The 20,913-nt window shown below is 51.5% G+C and carries 20 protein-coding genes; 12 read left to right on the top strand and 8 right to left on the bottom strand.

Translation table 11 applies throughout. The features are described from left to right. Window position 1: 1 nt before the first annotated feature. The 4 genes from CWI69_RS06940 to CWI69_RS06925 form a co-directional block, all read right to left on the bottom strand. Entirely contained in the window at window positions 2-2,245 is a 2,244-nt protein-coding gene (locus CWI69_RS06940) for a glycosyltransferase (protein WP_126763222.1), read from the bottom strand. Next, window positions 2,242-3,315 (bottom strand): lysylphosphatidylglycerol synthase transmembrane domain-containing protein, encoded by a 1,074-nt coding sequence (locus CWI69_RS06935; protein ID WP_126763220.1) that lies wholly within the window; start codon window positions 3,313-3,315, stop codon window positions 2,242-2,244. Before CWI69_RS06935 ends, CWI69_RS06940 begins: the two co-directional genes overlap by 4 nt. Before the next feature lie 95 nt (window positions 3,316-3,410). Further along, window positions 3,411-4,340, bottom strand: a complete 930-nt coding sequence (locus tag CWI69_RS06930) for a sodium-dependent bicarbonate transport family permease (protein ID WP_126763218.1) — start codon at window positions 4,338-4,340, stop codon at window positions 3,411-3,413. A 5-nt stretch (window positions 4,341-4,345) separates the two neighbouring features. After that, window positions 4,346-5,407 carry a threonine aldolase family protein gene (locus tag CWI69_RS06925; RefSeq protein ID WP_241971055.1) on the bottom strand — a complete coding sequence of 354 codons (1,062 nt, stop codon included), beginning with the start codon at window positions 5,405-5,407 and terminating at the stop codon, window positions 4,346-4,348. 119 nt (window positions 5,408-5,526) lie between these two features. Here CWI69_RS06925 and CWI69_RS06920 point away from each other — a divergent pair, with 119 nt between their 5' ends. Continuing rightward, a complete protein-coding gene (locus CWI69_RS06920) occupies window positions 5,527-6,861 on the top strand; it encodes a mechanosensitive ion channel family protein (protein ID WP_198678916.1) in 1,335 nt (444 codons plus the stop codon). A gap of 6 nt (window positions 6,862-6,867) precedes the next feature. Here CWI69_RS06920 and CWI69_RS06915 read toward each other — a convergent pair whose 3' ends face one another. Next, window positions 6,868-8,970 carry a diguanylate cyclase gene (locus CWI69_RS06915; RefSeq protein ID WP_126763214.1) on the bottom strand — a complete coding sequence of 701 codons (2,103 nt, stop codon included), beginning with the start codon at window positions 8,968-8,970 and terminating at the stop codon, window positions 6,868-6,870. A gap of 204 nt (window positions 8,971-9,174) precedes the next feature. On the opposite strand from CWI69_RS06915, the gene CWI69_RS06910 reads away from it, so the two are divergent. Beyond that, window positions 9,175-10,170 (top strand): branched-chain amino acid aminotransferase, encoded by a 996-nt coding sequence (locus tag CWI69_RS06910; protein WP_126763212.1) that lies wholly within the window; start codon window positions 9,175-9,177, stop codon window positions 10,168-10,170. A gap of 37 nt (window positions 10,171-10,207) precedes the next feature. Here CWI69_RS06910 and CWI69_RS06905 read toward each other — a convergent pair whose 3' ends face one another. The 3 genes from CWI69_RS06905 to CWI69_RS06895 all read right to left on the bottom strand — a co-directional run bounded on the left by CWI69_RS06905 (window position 10,208) and on the right by CWI69_RS06895 (window position 13,237). After that, window positions 10,208-11,392, bottom strand: coding sequence for an alginate export family protein (locus CWI69_RS06905; protein ID WP_157984251.1), 1,185 nt, complete (start codon window positions 11,390-11,392; stop codon window positions 10,208-10,210). Between the two features lie 122 nt (window positions 11,393-11,514). Then, a complete protein-coding gene (locus CWI69_RS06900) occupies window positions 11,515-12,879 on the bottom strand; it encodes a permease prefix domain 1-containing protein (RefSeq protein WP_126763209.1) in 1,365 nt (454 codons plus the stop codon). Continuing rightward, on the bottom strand, window positions 12,860-13,237 hold the full coding sequence (locus tag CWI69_RS06895; protein WP_126763207.1) for a PadR family transcriptional regulator: 378 nt from the start codon (window positions 13,235-13,237) through the stop codon (window positions 12,860-12,862). Before CWI69_RS06895 ends, CWI69_RS06900 begins: the two co-directional genes overlap by 20 nt. A gap of 196 nt (window positions 13,238-13,433) precedes the next feature. Here CWI69_RS06895 and CWI69_RS06890 point away from each other — a divergent pair, with 196 nt between their 5' ends. From CWI69_RS06890 to CWI69_RS06845, 10 genes are read left to right on the top strand one after another with little or no spacing between them, the layout of a single operon-like run. Then, a complete protein-coding gene (locus CWI69_RS06890; protein WP_126763205.1) occupies window positions 13,434-14,114 on the top strand; it encodes a beta-ketoacyl synthase chain length factor in 681 nt (226 codons plus the stop codon). Further along, complete coding sequence (locus CWI69_RS06885) at window positions 14,107-14,913, top strand: lysophospholipid acyltransferase family protein (protein ID WP_241971054.1); 807 nt, start codon at window positions 14,107-14,109, stop codon at window positions 14,911-14,913. The genes CWI69_RS06890 and CWI69_RS06885 overlap by 8 nt, the downstream gene beginning before the upstream one ends. Then, window positions 14,888-15,154 carry a phosphopantetheine-binding protein gene (locus tag CWI69_RS06880; RefSeq protein WP_126763202.1) on the top strand — a complete coding sequence of 89 codons (267 nt, stop codon included), beginning with the start codon at window positions 14,888-14,890 and terminating at the stop codon, window positions 15,152-15,154. The genes CWI69_RS06885 and CWI69_RS06880 overlap by 26 nt, the downstream gene beginning before the upstream one ends. Window positions 15,155-15,166: 12 nt before the next feature. Further along, on the top strand, window positions 15,167-15,415 hold the full coding sequence (locus tag CWI69_RS06875; RefSeq protein WP_126763200.1) for an acyl carrier protein: 249 nt from the start codon (window positions 15,167-15,169) through the stop codon (window positions 15,413-15,415). Window positions 15,416-15,418: 3 nt separating this feature from the next. Beyond that, entirely contained in the window at window positions 15,419-15,967 is a 549-nt protein-coding gene (locus tag CWI69_RS06870; RefSeq protein ID WP_126763198.1) for a COG4648 family protein, read from the top strand. After that, window positions 15,945-17,288: an AMP-binding protein gene (locus CWI69_RS06865; RefSeq protein ID WP_157984250.1), complete on the top strand. Its 1,344-nt coding sequence runs from the start codon at window positions 15,945-15,947 to the stop codon at window positions 17,286-17,288. The genes CWI69_RS06870 and CWI69_RS06865 overlap by 23 nt, the downstream gene beginning before the upstream one ends. Next, entirely contained in the window at window positions 17,285-17,671 is a 387-nt protein-coding gene (locus CWI69_RS06860; RefSeq protein ID WP_126763195.1) for a 3-hydroxyacyl-ACP dehydratase FabZ family protein, read from the top strand. The genes CWI69_RS06865 and CWI69_RS06860 overlap by 4 nt, the downstream gene beginning before the upstream one ends. Beyond that, complete coding sequence (locus tag CWI69_RS06855; protein ID WP_126763193.1) at window positions 17,665-18,414, top strand: glycosyltransferase family 2 protein; 750 nt, start codon at window positions 17,665-17,667, stop codon at window positions 18,412-18,414. The genes CWI69_RS06860 and CWI69_RS06855 overlap by 7 nt, the downstream gene beginning before the upstream one ends. Beyond that, complete coding sequence (locus CWI69_RS06850; protein ID WP_126763191.1) at window positions 18,414-19,355, top strand: LpxL/LpxP family acyltransferase; 942 nt, start codon at window positions 18,414-18,416, stop codon at window positions 19,353-19,355. The genes CWI69_RS06855 and CWI69_RS06850 overlap by 1 nt, the downstream gene beginning before the upstream one ends. Before the next feature lie 3 nt (window positions 19,356-19,358). After that, complete coding sequence (locus CWI69_RS06845) at window positions 19,359-20,912, top strand: HAL/PAL/TAL family ammonia-lyase (protein WP_126763189.1); 1,554 nt, start codon at window positions 19,359-19,361, stop codon at window positions 20,910-20,912. Window position 20,913: the final 1 nt, after the last annotated feature.

The following is a 20,913-nucleotide window of genomic DNA, read 5'->3' as shown; positions in this document are numbered from 1 at the left end:
GCTAACTTTGTCGCTTCTTCCGGCGCTGTGCGTAACGCGCTAAGGTTTCGGCATAAACATAGCGAACTTCACCGGTAAAGTTGGCTATTGAGTGGTCGGCAGCACAAGCAACGGCTTCCTCCGCCAATTGCTGACGTTTTTCAGGGCTTTCCAACAGCACTTTCACTTTCTCCAGCCATAACGACTGCTGGGCTGGCGTTTTAAACCCGTTGATGTTGTTTTCAACAACATCATCGATACCACTTGAGCGCACCGCCACCACCGGTAATCCTGCTGCCATAGCTTCCAGAATAACCATTCCCTGGGTTTCCGACTGTGAGGCGAATAAGAAGACGTCACCCAGCTGATACCAGTTTGCCATTTGCTCTGGTGGCACAGCTCCAACGAAAGTCACTTGGTTGTGCAGGTTTAAACGTTTCACTTTCTGTTGCAGACGCTCCCGTTCAGGACCATCGCCAATCATGAGAAAGCGAAACGCTTGCGTCGATTGCTGCTTAAGTTCCGCAAGTGCCTCAATCATGAAATCGAGATTTTTTTCGTTGGACAACCGCGCGACGCTGACGAACACGGTTTCATTGCTGATCTGAAGCTTGGCCCTTAACTTGGCAATGGCCTGTTCATCCCGGGTTTGAAAGCGTTGAAATTCAATTCCTGTAGGTTGCACATAGATGCTTCTGCGCACCCCGATCATGCGCAGATACTCTTCGATGGAATGGGTCGGCACAATAATGCTGTCACACTTGTTGGCAAACCGGCGGACCAGCACATGCACAATAATATTGTTAAATAAACTGCCGGGAATCATCACGTTGTGTGAATAATGCTCAAGCCGGGTGTGATAGGTGTAAACCACCGGCACTTTTAAGCGCCGCGCAAGGTACACACCCAACGAGCCGATCCAGAACGGATGATGCGAATGAATGATATCAGGCTTAAATTGTTTTACTTTTTTGCGGACATAACCGGAGAAAATATTCGCAAAACGGAACTCGCTTTTCGCACCGAACGAAAACAATGACGGTATGCGTACGATATTTTCCTCACGTTTGGCTTGCTCGCGGTGCTCACGGTACTGGGGCGCGACGATCATTACCGTATCGTGTAATGCTGTTAAGCCACGGCGGAGCCGTTCAATCGAAATAGGAACACCACCAATGAAGGGCAAGTAGTTGTTGGTAAACATCGCTACTTTTAATGGTTTATCCTGCCATGGTGTGGCATCGATGTCATAGTTCGGGTAGTAGGATTTGCCAACAAAAACGGCGTTATACAATTTAATGCTAATGGCTAAAAACAAGCTCACCAGCAGAATAAAATTTATATACCCCGCATAAAAGAGTGAGTGGATAAAAAACCAAAAACTTTCCAGTTGCTTCAGAATCGGGTGCTGTCCAACCGGCAACTCGACAACGCGGTGTTGCACGCCCTCATCGGCACTCACTGTCACTTCCACATAGTGATAAAAGCTGTCGCCTTGATTCAATACCAATCCACCAGCGCCACCGGTTGTGATAAAAGGTGTACCAGCATAGTTGTGTTCGAAATACATCGCCACGTTAGCCGAAAATACCCGGTCTACGCGATGTTCTTTGAAGGTGGCCAGCAATTGCTCCCGAAACGCTTCAGGTTGCAGGTAATCTTCAGCTTCAGCTAGCAGAAATTCGTCTTGTGGCCTAAGCGGCGGGTGACCAATAAATACGAAGCGGTGAGTCGATTCATCAGCCTGCAGCAAGTCGTTTAGCCACCGTATTTGCCAGCGCCAGGGCGTTTTACCGGTGCTGTCGAGAAAGATAAAGCGGCTTTCTCCGGCGCTGAAGGTGAAAAAATGGGGACCATAATGATCATAGAAACGAAAACTACCAAACTCTTCGTACTCGTGCGGGCCAAAAGTTAAAAGATAGGGCTTTTGCAGATGCGAAAAAGTCCCGTTGAGCGACCGGTATTTATCTTCTCCGCCGCTACTGACTGCATTGCCGGCGGAAATGACAAAGTCGACCGTATTTGCGTTTAAGCGTGGAATAATACGGCGTTCAAATATGCCGATGGAATTATTAATGTTACCCACCACGGCAAAGCTGTAATTTTGCTGGGATTCGATCTTTTTGCTTATTTTAATCAGTTGTTCATTGTGAACAGCAAAGAACTCGGGAGTTACCAGGTTCAGATACACTTTGTACGACACCAATGCCGCGACTACAGCAACATTCAGGTAGAACAAGATTTTCAGCCAACGTTTTTTAGTCACGAAGCAACCTTTTCATTGAGTTGACTGCGTACCATCAGGTACCGCTGTAATACCAGTAGTCCGAGAATCATACCGAGGTAAATCGTTAAGAAGCGCCAGCTGAACGTCACCAACAATAAGTGTTGATGCTCGAGTATGTTGCTGAAAAAACTTCCAAATACGCTCTCTGAAACCCCAGATGCGCCCGGCGTCGGCGAGAAATACATAATAAATGTTGTGACGACTAAAAGCCCCACCGACGTCAAATAATCGACATCATAGCCAAGCCCCCACATTAACAGTGCAGGAAAGCTGAATAAGCTAAGTAAAAAGATCATAGTAAAGACCACTGACATACCTATGGCCAGCTTAGATCCTTTGCAGTACACCGAAAAGCTACGGGCGAATCGCAATATCTCGCGCATGACGTTGAAATACCAACGCCGCGCTTTACGGTCTGAAATTAGCCCCCAACTCTGCAACTGCTTGATGACCGAGGTTATTGGAATGATCAACCAGTGTGTTCGTAGCAAAACCATGGCAAAAAACACTACGTACAAAACCACAAACACCAACAACGCAGCACCTACATCGCTGCCCAGCGATGACTCGTTGAACGCTGGTAAGCTGAACAGAAACACTGGCGTCAGCAGGAAAATAAATAAAATCGCCAACACCGTTCGGATCGTGGTCGCTGCGGTAGCCTTACCTAACGAAATACCGTGGTCATGCATAAACCACACCTGCGCGAAACCGCCGCCGGTGCCCAACGGAGTGATGTTGGAAAAGAAAATATTAATGAACACCAGTTTTGCCATTGCCTTTGCAGAAAAGCGTGCACCCAGCGCAACCAAGGTGTAATACAGACGCAAACCATCCGCCGCGAAATAAATCAGCAGCAATATCAGGCTAGCCAGAATAACTTCAGGCTGCAGTAATTTTTTGTCGAAGCTAAAATTTCGTTCTGAAAACTGATCAAATACCGCGTAGAAACCTGCAGCTGTAAACGCGGTAAATAGTGCTGCAAAAACAGCAAGTCGCTGCCATGAGAACTTAGGTTTGCGGTGCTCTGATTTACGCTCTTCTTCCATGGGAGTTCTTATCGCAGACGTGTGCCACTGGCCGAACTTAACATTATGTGACGGCAGCTGACGGATGTCAAAAGCCGCCACCACGCAGATCAGGGTTACAATTGCCCCGCCACAAACGGAATATAGACGATGACATTGAGCGGGAAGGTCACACCCAATGACGCCAGCATCGCTTTACTAATGTTGGCGTCGGGGATGGCTGCCCGAATTGCCGCAGGTGCAGCAATATAAGACGCACTTGCGCTGAGCGCGCCTAAGATCAGGATGCTACCCGTCTGTAAATCAAGGTAATAGCCCAGCAGTAAGCCCGGCCAGATAAGAACCATCGGCGCAAGCGCCGCAAATAGCACCAGCCGCCAATGAGCAAGAGGCAAGGGTCGACAAATGCGTGCCGTGGTCAGACCCATTTCCAGTAAGAACAATGCCAACAGAATTTTAAAGCCGTCGACCACTAAACCAGAAATTGAACTCAGCCCTGCTGGACCATAGAGCCAGCCAATCGCCACACCCCCCATCAACAGAATGACCCCACGGCTGGTGAAAGCTTCGTGCCAGATCGCAAACATCTTGGTAGGTTCGCCTGTTTGGCCACGTCTGGAGTGATAAAACGCGAGCATCAGTATGATGGCAGGTAATTCAAGAATAACGAGATAGAGTGTGGCGTCCGCTGAAATAGGTAAATTAGCGCTTTCAGCCAATGCCCATGCCACCGCGAAAGTACCGGCACTGACGGAGCCATAGTGTGCAGCGATACTGATGGCATCAGCGTGGCCTAACCTTACCCACTTGCGTAATACCGGCAAAATCAGCATAGGTATGATCAGACCTAAGCCCATAATGGCGAGCAGATGTGTCCAAACCACCGCCTGATGATCGCTGTGTAGCGCTAAGCCGCCCTTGATACCGATACTAAGCATCAGCAGTATCGACAGAATTTCATAGATCTGACCCGGCATTTTTAAATCTGACTTCACCACCCCGGCAATGAGTCCCAGAATAAAAAATGCGATCACTATATCTGGCATGAGATTCACCTTTCCTTCAATTTACCAATTAGTCTGCGTAAATGCGCCAACCAAAATTCCGGCGGCTGCTCCATGGTGCTGCGGCCAACGCTGATTTCACAAATGCTGTTACCCTCTTGATCCACCGCGCGAGGTTTGGCTAGCACAATCACGTCATGCTGCTCAGCATAAGCGCTTATAAGCTGGGTCAGAAACTCTTTATCCGCCTCGATGTGCAGGTGAAACATTGCCGCCTGCGGCGTTGCCGGATTCACCCGTACCCCAGGGACGCTGGCTAACATCGGGCCTAACTTTCGCGCATAAGCCACAGCTTCACTAATGCTCTCCAGATTATCCTCAAGCCCCTGCTCGGCGGCCAGAATATAGGGGTAGAATGAAATTAAGTTTCCGCCGGCACGACGACTCCAGAGTTTCGCCTGCGCAATGAAATCCGCTTCGCCAGCCAACACCGCCCCCGCAATGCCGCCAATATCCTTATATAAACTGACATAGACTGAGTCGGCTAATGCACTTATCTCCGCGAGACTACGTCCGTAATAGGCCGGACAATGCCACAACCGCGCGCCATCAATATGCACAGCGATGTTGTGCTGCCGGGCCCAGTTCACCTGAGCCTGCAAATCATTCCACTCAGGCAGCTGGCCGCCAATTTCACGCATAGGTAACTCCAGCACCAGCGCTGCCACATCAGCGGGATCCTGAGCCTTAAGATCGTCAAATGTCAGTACTTTATCCGCATCACCAAGTAAGTGCCCGGTCAGGCCCCAGAGTTTTTGGTAGCCATCGTGTTCGTGTAACACCAGGTGCGACGTTGGATGCAAACCTACGTTCATGTTCTTGCGCTGCTCGCAGTGAAGCTTTAGTGCCAGCGGCTGCGCCAGTGTGCCACTGGGCAAAAACAATGCTGCTGGTTTACCCAGTAGAGCAGCTATTTTCACCTCAAAATCCTCAATGAGCTTACCGCTACCGTAAACATCGGCTGCGGGGCCAGCTTCTGCGCGCGCCGCTAGTTTACGTAGTGTCTCCGCCATGGATTCAGGGGGATGTCTTAAAATGGATGCTGTCACGCGTCGTTACACCTTCTACCGTAAAATGGAATCGCAGCTATAGCCTACACCAGTTTTACCCGCAAGCCGAAAAACCAGCTACACTGGTCATAAGTTCAACTAATACAGAGGCTTCTGCTATGAAGAAATTGTTTCTCGTGCTTTTTGTCATCAGCTCCTGGCTAACCGTCTTACCTGTCACCAGCATGGCACAGGAAGCAGCTATTTCCGAGTCACCGGTAAAGGTGGTTGATGCGCCGCAGGATGAAACAATTGAATCTCGCTTGAACGACATTAAGCAGGCCCTCGGCGGCCTCGAGTCTGTCAATGTTAAGGTTAAATCCGGCATCGTTTCGTTGTCGGGCGAGGTTGAAAATTCCAATGCTGCGCGCTCTCTGATTGCCATCGCGGAACGCACCGAAGGCGTTATTTACGTCGACAACCAATTGATGGAGAGTGTTCAGGTTGGAGCGCGACTGCAGCCCATTAAAGATAAATTTCAAGAGCTTACTGGAACCACATTACAATTGATGCCGCTGCTGCTCATTGCCCTTACAGTTGTGGTGCTTTTCTGGTTTATCGGTGGTTGGGTGAGTCGCCGTGGCGACTGGTTACAGCGGTTCGGTCTCTCTGAACTTGGCGCCATGCTTGGTAAGCGCGTAATTCGCCTGACGATTACGCTGATTGGCTTGATCATTGCGTTAGAGATCTTGAATGCGACCGCATTGTTTAGCGCGGTGTTAGGGGTTGCCGGGGTGTTTGGTATTGCGCTGGGCTTTGCCTTTCGCAATATCGTCGAAAATTACCTGGCTGGCATTTTGCTTAGTGCCCGCAACCCGTTTCGGATTGGTGATTTTATTCAGATCAACGAGTTTACCGGTCGTGTCATGCGGCTGACCTCACGTGATACCGTGCTGATGACCCTTGACGGCAACCATCTGCGTATTCCTAATAGCGTTATTATTACTTCTTCAATGACCAACTTCTCTCTGAACCCGTTGCGTCGATTTGAGTTTAACGTCGATATCTCGCCTGATGCAGACCTATCCGAAGCCCGGAAGTTAGCTGTACAGACGTTGCAGAAGATGAAGGGGATCCTGAGCGAACCTCCGCCGCAGTGTATTATTCATGAGCTTGGCGCAAGCACCATCGTCTTACGCGTGTATGGCTGGGTAGATCAGCTTGAGACAGACTTGTTGAAAGCTCGTAGTGAGGGCATACGCTTTGTTAAGGAGAGCTTTGACGCTGCAGCTATTGTTATGCCGGAGCCAAGTTACCGTCTGCGGCTTGAGTCCGCTGTACCAGATGCTGTAGCCACGGCAGACTCAGCGACCTTTGATACCGCACCACGTCAACAGCGGGAACAGAAGTCAGACGCGCTGGAGCAGGTCGACGTTAGTGCGGACGATACTATTGACAAGCAGGTCGACGCAGAGCTGCGCAGCTCCGATGAGCAAAACCTGTTGAAAAACTAGCTCGGCTTAAGAATGTATGGCCACCTGGTTACGTCCGCGTTTCTTCGCTTCGTACAGGGCATTGTCAGCCAGGCGGATTAGCTCCTCTTTCTTAGCAGCGTGCTTAGGATAAGTTGCGACTCCCAGCGAAATGGTGACATGCCCCAGCGAGGTACCACCATAGTGAAGGTCCAACATTTCAATCCGGCGGCGCAGCTCCTCGGCGCGTTCGCCTGCGGTATCGGTGCCAGCCTCAGGCATGATGATCATAAACTCTTCGCCGCCAAAGCGGCACACCACGTCGCCAGCTCGCGCGATATTGGTCATCTGCTCAGCAAGTTCTTCGAGTACACGATCGCCGGCTTCATGGCCAAAGGTATCGTTGAATCGTTTGAAATGATCAACATCCAGAGTGATTAACGATAATGGTTTACCCGCTCGCGCCACCCGCTGCATCTCACGCTCCATAGTTTCTTCCAGATAGCGTCGGTTAAACAGCCCGGTGAGAGGGTCGCGTACCGACTCCCGCCGCAGCTTCTCAGTCAGCCTGATGTTGCTTAGCGCCAGCGATAACCGCTCAGCTACAGTTTTCGCCAGCGTTATTTGATGATCTTCCAGCGGTCTGTGCGACGAAGAGGTACCTGCCAAAAATAGCGTGCCCAGCACTTCATCCCGGGTAATCAAAGGTATGCAAACCGAATACTCCAGAGTTTGCTGATCGGCATGTGCGCAAAATAATTCGGTACTTTCTTTTGATGCTTTGTAGGTGCGACCCAGGCGCAATGCGCGGCAGTTTTCAGGGTGGAAGCGCAAGCTGGGTTCATCGTCAAAGCCCCAACTGATAGCAAGTTCAGCGAAATCCCGTGAAGGCGCCATTAAGTACAATGCCCCCGCCCCTGGTGGCAATAATTTGGCTAACGCCCGCGCGGTCGCGCCGTAGGTTTCATCTTCAGTATTTGAAGACACCAGCATTGACTGGAATCCAGCCAGGACTGTGCTTTCCTTGTCCGCCAGTTCCAGCTGATCTGCCATACGATTGAAATCACCAGCCAGAACACCTAGCTCGTCGGAACGTGATTCTCGCACCCGGGCGGATAGATCACCTGCTTCAATGCGGCGCGCAGTTACTCTTAGTTTTTCGATACTGGAAATGACGCCCATTTGCATGAACAGCAAGATCGCAAGGCCCAGGCCGACACCGACTACTGGCAGGTACATGGATAACCGTTCGAGCAACTGCATGCGCTCATTAACTTCTGCGTTTACAGCCGCATAACGCACTTCTTTTTCGGCGATAGCTGCGCGGATAATATCGCGCATTTCATCAACAAGTTGTTTGCCCTGACCTGAAGCAACTAACTCCGCACTAACATTTTCTGCCTCACGATAATCCAACGCGATCTCACGCCATTGGCGTTCCAAACGTTGCACAAGTGCAGAGATAGTCTTGTTAAGTTCAGTTGATGCGCCAGTAGCTGGCAACTCGCCCACCAGCTGATCAAGTTGTTCACTGGGTACCACAATGGGTAAAAATCCCGAGTTCCGCTCCGCATCGGAGCTCTGTCCTAAAGCTTTCATCCGTGCCGCCTGATAAAATTCATTTTCCAGCCGGACAGACTCCAGCATTCCTTCTTCGCGGAGGAATTCCTGTAATCGGTTCAGGTGATAGTAGGCATTGAAACTGTGGCTAAACTGACGGCCAGGCACCAGCGCACGCGCGGCAATTGCTGGCTCGGCAACGTTATTCAGCCAACGCTCAAAGAGCTGCTCCATACGCTCAAGTTCAGGATTGAATCCGCCGGTTATGGCTAAGCTTCGCCACTCTGCTGCCAATCTTGCGAACTGTCTTTTGGCATTCTCGTAAGGCTCTAAAAATTCTTCGTTGCCGGTAATAACATAGCCGCGTTCACCCGTTTCGGCATCAATCACCGTGCGTAGTACTTCTGCACGAACCTGTACCTCATTGACCAGGCGCTCGGATTGATCGGAAAGCTGGCGGACATTCTCCATATTCACCGAAACAATCCACGACAAAATGGCCACGATCACGATCGGTACCACAAAGCCGGCTAAAATTTGGGCGCGCAAGGGTATATGCCGCCAAAACGAATAAGATGCTCTTTTAATCACTGACTCCTGTGACTATTGAGTGACTTTAAATCTCATATACAACACCTAATGATACGGGAATATAGGCTAAAAATCACCCTCTGAGTGGTCAGCTTTCATACAGGCGCTAGTCCGCATGGCCGCTGCCCGGATATTTGCAGCGAGCCAATATGCCCAGTACACTCTGTCTCCTGTTAACTCAACTTAGACAACCTGGAGTTCACCATGGCCACCTTTGGTACTGTTTTTATGCCGGAAATGGCACTCAGCACCTTTAACGGAACACGTTGGAGCGACCCGGAGCAAGTTGCAGCGGACGCAATTCGTCTGCATCCCGGTGCACATGTGCTGCATTACGCCAGTACCTGCTTCGAGGGCCTGAAGGCGTTTCGTCACGCAGACGGTTCGGTGAACATTTTTCGCATGGAAGCGAATATTGCCCGACTCTGTCAGAGCAGTCGCTTACTCTCCCTACCCGAAGTAAGCGCTGAGCAACTTGAACAGATGATTCTCAGTATAGTGAAGTATTACGCCGATGAAGTGCCTGAACCGCCCGGCTCAATGTACATTCGTCCGACCCACATCGGTACGGAACCCAGTATCGGCAAAGCTGCAGGAGCAAGCCTCACATCGATGTTGTACGTCCTGTTATCACCGGTGGGTGATTATTTTACTGGCGGCGTGCGACCTTTACGTTTATTACTTGAAGAAGAGGGCATGCGCTGCGCAGCTCATATGGGGATGGTGAAAAGCGGTGGCAATTATGCCAGCGCCTTGCAGCCAATTCAGCGTGCGCGCGAGTCAGTAAATGCTGACCAGGTGCTGTTCTGCCCGGGTGGCGACGTGCAAGAAACCGGCGCCGCTAATTTCTTGCTCATCGATGGCGACGAGATCATCACTAAAGCACTGGATACGTCATTTCTTCATGGCATTACCCGTGACTCGCTGTTAACCCTTGCCGGGGATATGGGCATGAAAATCAGCGAGCGTGAGTTGAGTGTTGATGAGTTATTGGAACGTGCTGCTAAACCCGGCACTGAAGCAGCACTATCGGGCACCGCCGCGGTACTTACGCCGGTCGGCACCCTGATCCGCGATGGCCGGGATTATCCCGTTGGCGGTGGCGTACAGGGCCCTACCACAGAAAAGCTACGCACCGCGCTCAATGCCGTGCAATGGGGCAAAGCGCCGGATAAACATGGTTGGCTAACAAGAGTCTGATGCTTACACTGCCGTGTTCTGGTAGCGCAGCGGCTTGTTAAAGCTTGTACTGGAACATCAACCAGACTTTCGTTGTATCAACCGCATGCTGCTCGCCGTCATAGCGGGCAGCTTTGAATAAACCGTTAAGGCGTGCTGTTAGTTTGTAGCTGCCGACCAGATCCCATTCGTTACCGTAGTTTATCGCTCCGGCGTCAGACTTGAAATCATGCCAGGTGGCCACCCATTTGCCACCAAACACTGCTGACGAAGCGCTGATCCAGTTGTCGCGCAGACCGTTGTTGGGAGTCGTTAAAAAAACGTCGGCAAAACCCGAAAAGGCATGCAACGTAGCTAAGGGTGTTTGAAATGCGCTTACACCGTCACCCGCTAAACGCTCTTGCCCCAGGGTGAAGGTTACCGGTTTTGCTGCCCAGATTAGCGCGACACGATGATAATGATGCGTGAAAGAATTCGGCGTGTTGTCGACTTCGGTTTGTTCAGCAACGGTCAGCTCCCAGCGTAGGTTGGCGTATTTGGCGAACGCACCCCGGTAATCTACTCCATAAGTTCGGCTGCTGCGCATTTGCGGATTATCAAATTCAAAATCGTAGCCGAATAGCCCAAGCTGGTGTTCCGGCGCAAGCTGCCATGTCGCGACAGCGGCTACAAAGCTGCCTTTTTCATCGGCGGCGTTGCCATCCGGTCCGAAAATGCGATTTACATTATGGTAATGGCCGATGTCGTAAGATAGTGCGTCTTCGCTCTGATGTTGCACCCGGTAACCGTCAAACGTCTGCTCATTCTGACGCCAGCCCACCCCGCCAATAAAACGCTGATTGAGATGATTAACCTGTTGCCGTCCGGCAGTAATAAAGGTTCCGGGCCCATGACTGTAGCGAACCCATGCCTGGTTCACATCTGTCCCGCTGGGGTCTGCCACGACACTGTAGTTTGCATGCCCATTTGCCGTGCTATTGTAGGTTTCTCCACCTAATACAGTCACATTATCTACTTCAACCCGCACGCTCCAGGCGTCCAAGGGCTTCACCAGAAGGTTGAGACGACTGCGCAAGGTCGACGCTAATCCATCCTTAAGCTCATTGTCCTGTGACACCGATTCAAGACGATACCTCAGATCGATGTTGGCATCGATTTCGTTAGCAAAGGCCGTTGTGAAAGCACCCAAATTTAATACAGAAAATGATATCAACGACACAATATGACTTAGACGTGTGACCATGACCGGCTCCAGTGTGCGAATAAACCTCATCAGTTTACCCGCAAACACCGTAAAACATCATCACAACAAAGAGTTACCTAAGAAGGGGCAGCCCTTACATTGTAAGGGCTGCCCCTTCTGGTTTAGAAGATAAGAGGGAAGGCGATGACGACGACCAGGGCCCAGATGACGTACACGGGGATGTAATTGGTCTGCCAACGCTCGAGCCTGGTAAAACCTGCGTTACCGCGAATGAAGCTCCAGTAATGCCAGGCGTAGCCACTCAGGCTGACCAGCAATACCAAATTCTCACCAAGAGCAGCAACGCGATTAGCGGTGAAGCCCATCTCAAAAATACGCCCCGCAATGGCGATTAGCGCCAATACATCGACTAATAACGCGGCCACCACCAGCAACAACTGCAGCTTATCAAACAGCGATACCGGTTTATTGGGGTCGCGTGAAGACACGGCATACAGCACCAGCCCGAGCACCACCACCAGCATCAGGTCGAGGCCAATCAACACTTCACGTTGCATGTCGAAGCCGCGCCCGGTTGCCAGCATGGTTACCAGGAACACGCTCAACATAAGCGTGAACAGCGGTGTGAACACCCGCGCCAGTACCGGCGCCATATTCTCAATCGCTCCCTGTTTAGCTTCCACCAACCAGCCAGCGACCACCACAGCTCCCATAGCACCACAAGGAATGATCCAGTTTTGCACCTGCCACTCAATGTCGATACCAATGAAGTTGAACATACCAAGGGTAAATGCCGTCAACACACCACCACCGATGGCAATCAACACATAATAAATTAAAAATTCACCGGAGAAGCGCACAAAATCCATTCGTTTTGCGTGTGATCGCCACCAATCGCCACTATAAGTAATGCCCACCATAAACCAGATCGCGATCGGTAAGTGAATCATCGCAAGGGTCATTGTGGTTGTAGAAGCAAAGTTCGGGTAGCTATTGATAAGCAGCGCAGCTAGCGCGACCGTGCCGCCAACAAACAACAGCCCTTTGGTCCCCAACTGACGCTGCACCACGAAATACAACGCCAAAAACGGCAAACTGAAAAGCGTAATGTTGCGCGCGTAAAACCAGTCGGCACCCTCGGATTCAAAATGGAGACCAAACAACGCCGGCAGTTTAATCGCAATAGCAGCACAAACGGCCAATAACAGCACGGTTACCAGTTCGCGGCCAAAAAAGCTCGCGCCGACGTCGCCAAACACCAGATTTTGCCAGAGCCGGCCCGAATGAACTTCGGCATATTCCCGTGTCACTTCGTCCAGGTCACCGACCCGCTTGGCGGCGATCAGAAAAGCTTCGTCATCTCTTAGCCCCTGCTCTTGCAGTGCGTCCATCTGATCGCGTAAGTGCGACTCAAGTTCATCAATATCGTGTTCGTTCAACGCCGCGTGGCGAACCAGGTGCGCGCGCCATTCGGCTACTTTTACTTCAACATCAAATTCCTGTGAATTAAGCGGGTTGGCAACCATTGGTATCACTCCGTTGTAAATTAACTGTCATTTCATGCCAAATTCGGTTCAAGGCGTCGTTGATCACCTGCCATTGCTGCTGCTGCTCGTGCAACGTCTTCCGACCAAGTTCGGTAATCCCATAATATTTCCGTTTGCGACCCGTATCACTCGCTACTCGCCAGCGTGATTCCAGTACTCCCTGCTGCTCAAGGCGATGCAATAACGGATACAGCATGCCATCGGTCCAATTCAGTGCACCGCCGGACAGCTGCTCAACTCGCTTTACAATTTCGTAGCCGTAAGTCTCCCCCTCGGCAATGATGCCTAGCACCAGAGGAGTGGACGATGCGGCCATCAGATCTTTAGAAAGATTCATGCTATGTCCCATTTGTTTCGAGTCATTCATACCTTGTACATCTAGGTATTAAATTTATACCTAGAGCTACAAGGTATGCAAGCATTTTTTTTTGTTGCCTCCCGCAGCTTGTTATATTTTTGAAAAAAAGCCCTCTGTTGTGTATGATTTCGGTTCTTTTCTGACTAATTCTTTCGCCGACTTCAAAGCCGAGATCATGACCAGTTACGTTGCCGCAAGTGCGCTCCACCTGAGTGACTCAACGTCCGCTCCGAGCGCCGCCCTAAAGTCCATCCCTGCGTCGACCCGACGGCGGCTGAGCAGCTATGCGAAGCTGTTGTTAGCTGCGCTGTTCGAAGTAATTGAACAACATCCAGGGGCCGCCCATGCGCCGGTTGTCCTTGCCAGCCGCCATGGCGATTTACAGCGTACCATTCGCTTACTCAACGAGCTGGTGGCGGGTGAATTGCTATCTCCGACGCAATTCTGTCTGTCAGTGAACAATGCCGTACTTGGTCAATTCAGTATGCTGGTCGACAATCAACAAGGCATGACCACTGTTGGCGCCGGTGCCGAGACCCTGCCAAGTGGCTGGCTTGAAGCCACATTGCAGTTACAGGAACATCCACAGGTTCTCGTGGTTTATGCCGACGAGCCACCACCCCACCCATACGATCAGCAATGTCAGAGTCCGGCACAAGGAATCGCTTTTGCCGCCTTGCTGAGCAAGGAGCCCGCGCAGCCCTTAAAGCTAAAGTTAACGCGCCAGCTTCGGTTTAATAGCGAAGAAGACGATGTCATCGCCACGGCTAAACAATTGCATGCTAGTATTCAGGGGGGCGGATCTGAAGTTCAGATGCGCACAGGAAAACACCTCTGGAGCTGGAATTTTGGGTAAATTTACTCAGTTTTTACAGCACACATGGCGGCGCTTAGCGACCGGCATTTGCTTTGCCGTTTTCGGTATAAGCGGCCTCCTGATTCCCCTGACAGCGCTGCCGGTTTTGCGCTTAACTGCTAAGGGCGATCGGCTGCTGGCAGAGCAGAAATCCCGCCGACTGGTACAAAACAGCTTTAAATTTTTCATCGGGTTTATGCGCTTTATGGGCGTTTTTAATTTTGCTTTTCCAGCAGCTGCACATGCACAGAACCTGCGTGGTAAAATCATTATTGCTAATCACCCGTGTTTAATTGATGTGGTCGCGCTGATTTCTTTCATCCCGAACGGCGATTGTGTAGTTAAAGCTCACTTGTGGAAAAATCCGTTTATGCGCGGTGTGATAAAATCTTCGGGGTATATCAGCAATGGGGACCCCGACGGCTTAATTGCCGACTGTAAGGCGTCACTTGAGCGGGGAAATAATCTGATTATTTTCCCCGAAGGGACACGCAGCACGCCTGGTCAGGATTTAAAATTTCAGCGTGGCGCTGCAAACTTAGCGCTTCGGACCGCGACACCTATGGCCGCATTTAAGGTAACTTGCACACCACCGACTTTACTAAAAAATGCGCCCTGGTACGCTGCGCCAGCACAGAAGCCAACGTTGAAAATTTCTTATTTAAGGGAGTTTGAGGTGCAGCCGTACCTCGACTCAAATGAAAAATATAGTCTCGCAGCACGCCAGTTAACCCGTGACCTGGAGAACTTTTACAACAAGGTAGTAGAGAGTAATGGAACAGCTAAAACAGGATATTAAGCAGCTCATTATCGAGTCGCTCGATTTAGAAGATGTCAGCCCTGCTGATATTCAGGACGACGCTCCGTTATTCAGTGATGAAGACGACGGTTTAGGCCTGGATTCAATTGATGCTTTGGAATTAGGTCTGGCGATAAAAAAGAAATTCGAGGTGAAACTCGATGCTAATTCAGCTGAAACCAAAGTGCATTTTTATAGTGTAAACAGTTTAGCAAACTTCATTGTCAGCCAACGTGGATAGGTAGCCAGCGCAATGCAAACGAAAGAAGAGATTTACGCTCAACTCGAAGAGATCCTACAGGAGGATTTTGAAGTCGATGCGGGAGACATCAGTTTAGACGCTAACCTCTATCAAGATCTTGATTTGGATAGCATCGATGCCGTCGATCTGGTGGTGAAGTTACGGGAAATCACCGGTAAGAAAATTAGTCCGGACGCATTTAAAGCCGTACGTACCGTCCGCGATGTCGTCGACGAAGTCTACAAACTTATTCACGGTTAACCTATGTCTGCCCTGCTGCGTTATGCCACCACGATTTTACTTATCGGATATCCCTTCCTGGTGTGGTGGCTGACGCAACACGGCTTCATGCGCGAGTTATTTTTTACTCTGGCCGCACTCCTGCTGCTGCAAGCTATCAGCTTAGGCTTTAACAACCCGCGCAGTTACCTCGCCTTAGCAGCCTTAGTCATGGTGGTACTGGTCGCCTGGTTCACCGATCCACTTACTGGCGTGCTGTATTATCCGGTGTGGATGAATGCCAGTTTACTGGTGCTCTTCTGTTTCTCACTGTTGCGCCCGCCGGCCGTCATTACCCGTCTGGCAACCCTCATGGAAGGCCCGTTATCACCTGCTGCAGTGCGTTACACCGAGCGCGTCACCTTGGTATGGGCGCTATTTTTTGCCCTTAATGGCGGTATTGCCTGGTGGACCGTCCAGCTTGGCGATATGGAACTGTGGGCACTTTATAACGGCTTAATTGCCTATCTGCTGATGGGTCTCTTAATGGCAGTTGAATGGAGTATCCGACGTGTGGTTAAAAAGCGACACTAAGCACTGGCAGCTGGAACTTGCGCCCGCGCTTGCGCAGCGGGTCGCCGCCGCACAAGCCTATGTCGAACGGCAGCCGGAGCAGACCTGGCTGGTGTATCACCAGCAGCGCAGTAGCTTTGTCATCTGGCTGCTGGCCCTCATCGCGGCCGGGCGTACGCCACTACTGCCGGGCAATGGTCGGCCCGAAACCCTACGTCTGGCCGCTCGTTTGGCCGACAGAGAGTTGGTCGACACCGCAGTTCCTACGCCAGCATCAGCCACAATTCTGCACGCACCCCATGTACTCACGGGTAATCTCGACGCGGAACTTGTGCTCTTTACTTCAGGCTCCAGTGGCGTCCCACAAGCTGTACACAAATCGCTGCGCCAGCTGTTTACTGAGGTGGCTACGCTGGAAACAACTTTTGGCGCGCAGCTCGGTGACTGCCAGGTGGTTTCCACGATCACTCATCAACATATTTACGGCTTGCTGTTCACCGTGCTCTGGCCGTTGTGTACCGGTCGCGAGGTTGCCGCCAAGCGCATTGAGTATCCAGAGCAATGGCTGGCCTTTCAGCGGCAAACCCAGCAACCCTATGCCCTGGTTAGTAGTCCCGCACAACTGGAGCGGTTTACTCAGGATCTCGACCTGCGCGAATTCAGCAGTAAGCTACGCGCTGTATTTTCCTCCGGCGGCCCCCTGCATGAAAGCGTACCCGCCCGTTGTGTCGCTGCAGCTATCGCCAGTCCAATCGAAGTCTACGGTAGTACCGAAACCGGCGGCATTGCCTGGCGCCAGCGCCAGCACGCGAAACAACCGTTCCGCCTGCTTCCGGGTATCAAAGCGCAGGCCGACGCAAACGGGCAACTGCAACTGCGCTCCCCGCATCTGGGAGCCGCTGACATCGACAGCGATGGTTGGTATACCACAGCGGATTTGGTCCATTTTATGGCAGCGGACACCTTTATCGTTGAGGGTCGCGCCGATCGTATTATTAAACTGGCCGAGAAGCGCTTATCCTTAACTGAAGTTGAACAGTTTACTGCCCAGCTCGACTGGGTAGCGCAGGCCCATTGCTGCGTTATGGACGGCGACAAACGCGTCGAGCTAGGCTTGGTGGTGCAGCTTAACGAACTGGGACAGCGCCGTCTGGCACAGGAAGGCAAATTCGCTTTACGCCAGGTAGTGCGCCAGCATCTGAATCAACGTTTCGAAACTGTCGTGCTGCCGCGTAAATTTCGCTACGTGACGCGATTGCCGTACAATGAAGCAGGTAAACTCACCCAGGCAGCTTTACAGCAAATTTTTCACTCTGACTCAACGGCGGCAGGCAGCTCATGAACGCGAACTTTCCAGATTTTTCCAGCCATGAAGCAGCGGTTACCGCCGAGGGGCATCCGCTGCTAAAGGTCGAGTTCAGCTTATCGCCCGACTGCATTTATTTGCAGGGGCATTTCCCCGAAGCGCCAATCTTACCGGGCGTTACTCAGCTTGACTGGGCGATTCAGTTAGCCGCCGAGCAGTGGGGGACTGCGCCCAGTGTGCGACACATTGAAGTGCTCAAATTCAACGATATGATTCTGCCTAACGCTAAAGTAACCTTAACTTTGGAACGTAAACGTGAGGATTGCGTACTGTTCCGCTACAGTGCCGGCGAACGCGCTTTTTCGTCTGGCCGGTTAATTTATCCTGAAGCCACTACCACGGAAGGTGAGTTATGCTGAAGTGTTGTTTTTTGATCCCGATTTACAATCATCACGAAACTATCCGCGCAACCGTTGAGCAGCTGTTGCCATTTAATTTTCCCATTTTGATTGTCGACGATGGCTCTAACCAAGCGACTAAGCAAGAGCTTCGGCGCATGCTCGAACCCGATTTCCTCGATCAGGTGCTGGTCGCGACGCTGCCTGAGAATCGGGGTAAGGGTGCAGCAGTCATGCATGGCCTGCAACTGGCTGCCGATGCGGGGCTGACCCACGCACTGCAGATTGACGCCGATGGCCAGCATAATCCCAATGACATACCGAAGTTTCTCGCCGCAGCAAAAGCCCGTCCCCAGGCGCTCATCAGTGGCCAGCCTCAGTATGACGAGTCCATCCCCCTTGCGCGCAAAATTGGCCGGCAAATCACTCATTTCTGGGTCCATGTTGAAACCCTGTCACTGGCAGTAAAAGACACCATGTGCGGGTTCCGGGTCTACCCCCTTGCAGCGACTCTGGCGACCATGAAAACCAAGTCCATCGGCGAGCGTATGGACTTCGACATTGAGATTATGGTGCGCATGTATTGGCGCGAGGTTCCTATACATTTCATCAAAACTCAGGTTATTTATCCGGAGGGGGGTCAGTCACATTTTCGCGGCTTTGCCGATAACTGGTGTATCACCAAAATGCACACCCGTCTGGTCTTTGGCATGTTGTGGCGGGCGCCATTGCTGATCCTTCGCAAGTTTAAGCGGAGGCCCTGATGCAACACTGGGCAGAAACCGAAGAGCGTGGCAGTTACTGGGGTATCCTTATTCTGCTGCGCGCCTACAAGTACGGTGGACATATCGTCATGCGGGTTCTGCTGGCGCCGGTGATCGCCTATTTTTTCATTACCGGCACCAAAGCACGCCGTGCATCCCTTGCCTACCTGCGTCAATTACACATCTATGCCGGTAGCGCCTCACCATTTAAGCGTCGACCCGGTTGGCGTCATGGTCTGCAACATTTTTGGCAGTTCGGACTGGCTTCTTTGGCGAAAACAGATGCCTGGATTGGTAAGGTGGGTAAACGCCACGTTGAAAATTGCGGCAACACCCATTTTCGTGATCTGGAGGACAGCCCGCAAGGCGGTATCCTTATCGGCAGTCATCTGGGCAATCTCGAAGTGGCCCGTGCAGTGGCCAGCTCAAGCTATAAAAAACGCATGAATGTCTTAGTTTTTACCGAGCACGCACAGTCGTTCAATCGTGCCCTGCGTGAACTCAATGCCAACGTCAGTGTCGATATGATCCAGGTCAGCGAAATCGATATGGCGTTGGCAATTAAACTGCGCGAACGGGTTGATGACGGTGAGTTTGTGGTCATTGTCGGTGATCGGGTTTCGGTAACCCAACCGGATCATTGTGTGACCCATGACTTTTTAGGCAAGCCCGCTGCGTTCGCAATCGGTCCCTGGGTGCTGGCCAGCATTTTAGAATGCCCGGTCTATTTTCTGTTTTGTTTACGTGACCCAAAACGCTCCCGTTACCATTTGTATCTTGATCTGGTCGCCGAACAACTGACGTTGCCACGCCGCGAGCGTCAACAGGCCCTGCAAAAAATACTCGGACAGTATGTCGCACAGATGGAAGCCTTGTGTTTACGCTATCCTTATCAGTGGTTTAATTTTTTTAATTTCTGGCAACAGCACGAGGACAGCTAGCCGATGCCTACTTCTCCGGTTCTCTTTGGTGGCAAGCGCATAACCATCGAAGATATTATTACTCTTACGCGTACCAATGCTGAGCAACAGATTGTCGCTCAGCTTAGCGATGATCCGGCGCTGCGAACCCGCATCGACGCAGGCACCCGTTTCCTCGACACCCTGTTGCAGGAAGACGGCGTCATATATGGCGTTACCACCGGCTATGGTGACAGTTGCACAGTAACTGTTCCTGCTGAACTGGTGCATGAGCTACCCATTCATCTCACCCGCTTTCATGGTTGTGGTTTAGGCGCTTATTTCGACGCGCCAGCGACCCGGGCAATTTTGGCAACGCGCTTGTGCTCACTTGCGCAAGGCTACTCCGGTGTGAGCTGGGAACTACTTGAGCGTCTGGTGTTGATGCTGAATCACGACCTGTTACCTGTTATCCCGGAAGAAGGCAGCGTGGGCGCAAGTGGCGACTTAACCCCATTGTCTTACGTGGCTGGCGCCATTATTGGCGAGCGTGATGTCCGGTTTAAAGGTGAGCAGATAAACAGCGCCGAAGCTTTTCAGCAACTCGGCCTGAAACCCATGAAGCTACGGCCCAAAGAGGGACTTGCCATCATGAACGGTACCGCCGTCATGACGGCACTCGCCTGCCAGGCCTGGCAGCGCGCAGAGTACTTAACGCGACTCTCAGCACGGGTAACAGCGCTTGCCAGCATCGCCCTTGACGGTAACGCCAACCATTTCGACGAATTACTGTTTGCAGTTAAACCGCACCGTGGACAGCAACAAATTGCGCGTTGGATCCAGCATGATATTAACCATGTTGAACACCCCCGCAACTCCGATCGACTGCAGGACCGTTATTCTATTCGTTGTGCTCCGCACGTCATCGGCGTCCTCCGTGATGCCCTGCCCTGGTTCCGCGAAACCATCGAAAATGAACTCAATAGCGCTAATGACAATCCAATCATCGATGGCATCGGCGAACATGTGTTACATGGTGGGCATTTTTATGGCGGCCATATCGCCATGGTGATGGATTCGATGAAAACTGCAGTGGCCAATCTGGCTGATTTGCATGATCGGCAAATGGCGTTGTTGATGGATACCAAAATGAATAATGGCTTGCCGGCTAATCTTTCTGCCGCAACCGCCGAACGGCGCTCAATTAACCATGGCTTTAAAGCGGTGCAAATTGGTTGTTCGGCGTGGACTGCAGAGGCATTAAAACTGACCATGCCTGCCAGTGTATTCTCCCGCTCGACCGAGTGTCATAATCAGGACAAGGTGAGCATGGGTACCATCGCTGCCCGGGACTGTATACGGGTACTGGAATTGACTGAACAAGTTGTGGTAGCAACCCTGCTGGCCACCTGCCAAGGCGTCCATTTGCGCCGCCAACAAAAGCAGAACATGCGCAAACCTGCTGCAGCCTTGGAGCAAATGTTGAGCGATATCACCAGTGAGTTCGAATTGCTGACCGAAGATAGGCCGCTGGAGCACGAATTGCGCCACTGGTTGAGAAAAGTCCGGCAACAACCCTGGGCCTTGTACGAGGAGTAGT

The organism is Pseudidiomarina halophila, assembly GCF_003987215.1.
Lineage (GTDB): Bacteria > Pseudomonadota > Gammaproteobacteria > Enterobacterales > Alteromonadaceae > Pseudidiomarina > Pseudidiomarina halophila.
Note: the sequence above shows the minus strand (reverse complement) of the source record. Positions and strands in the feature narration are given on the sequence as shown.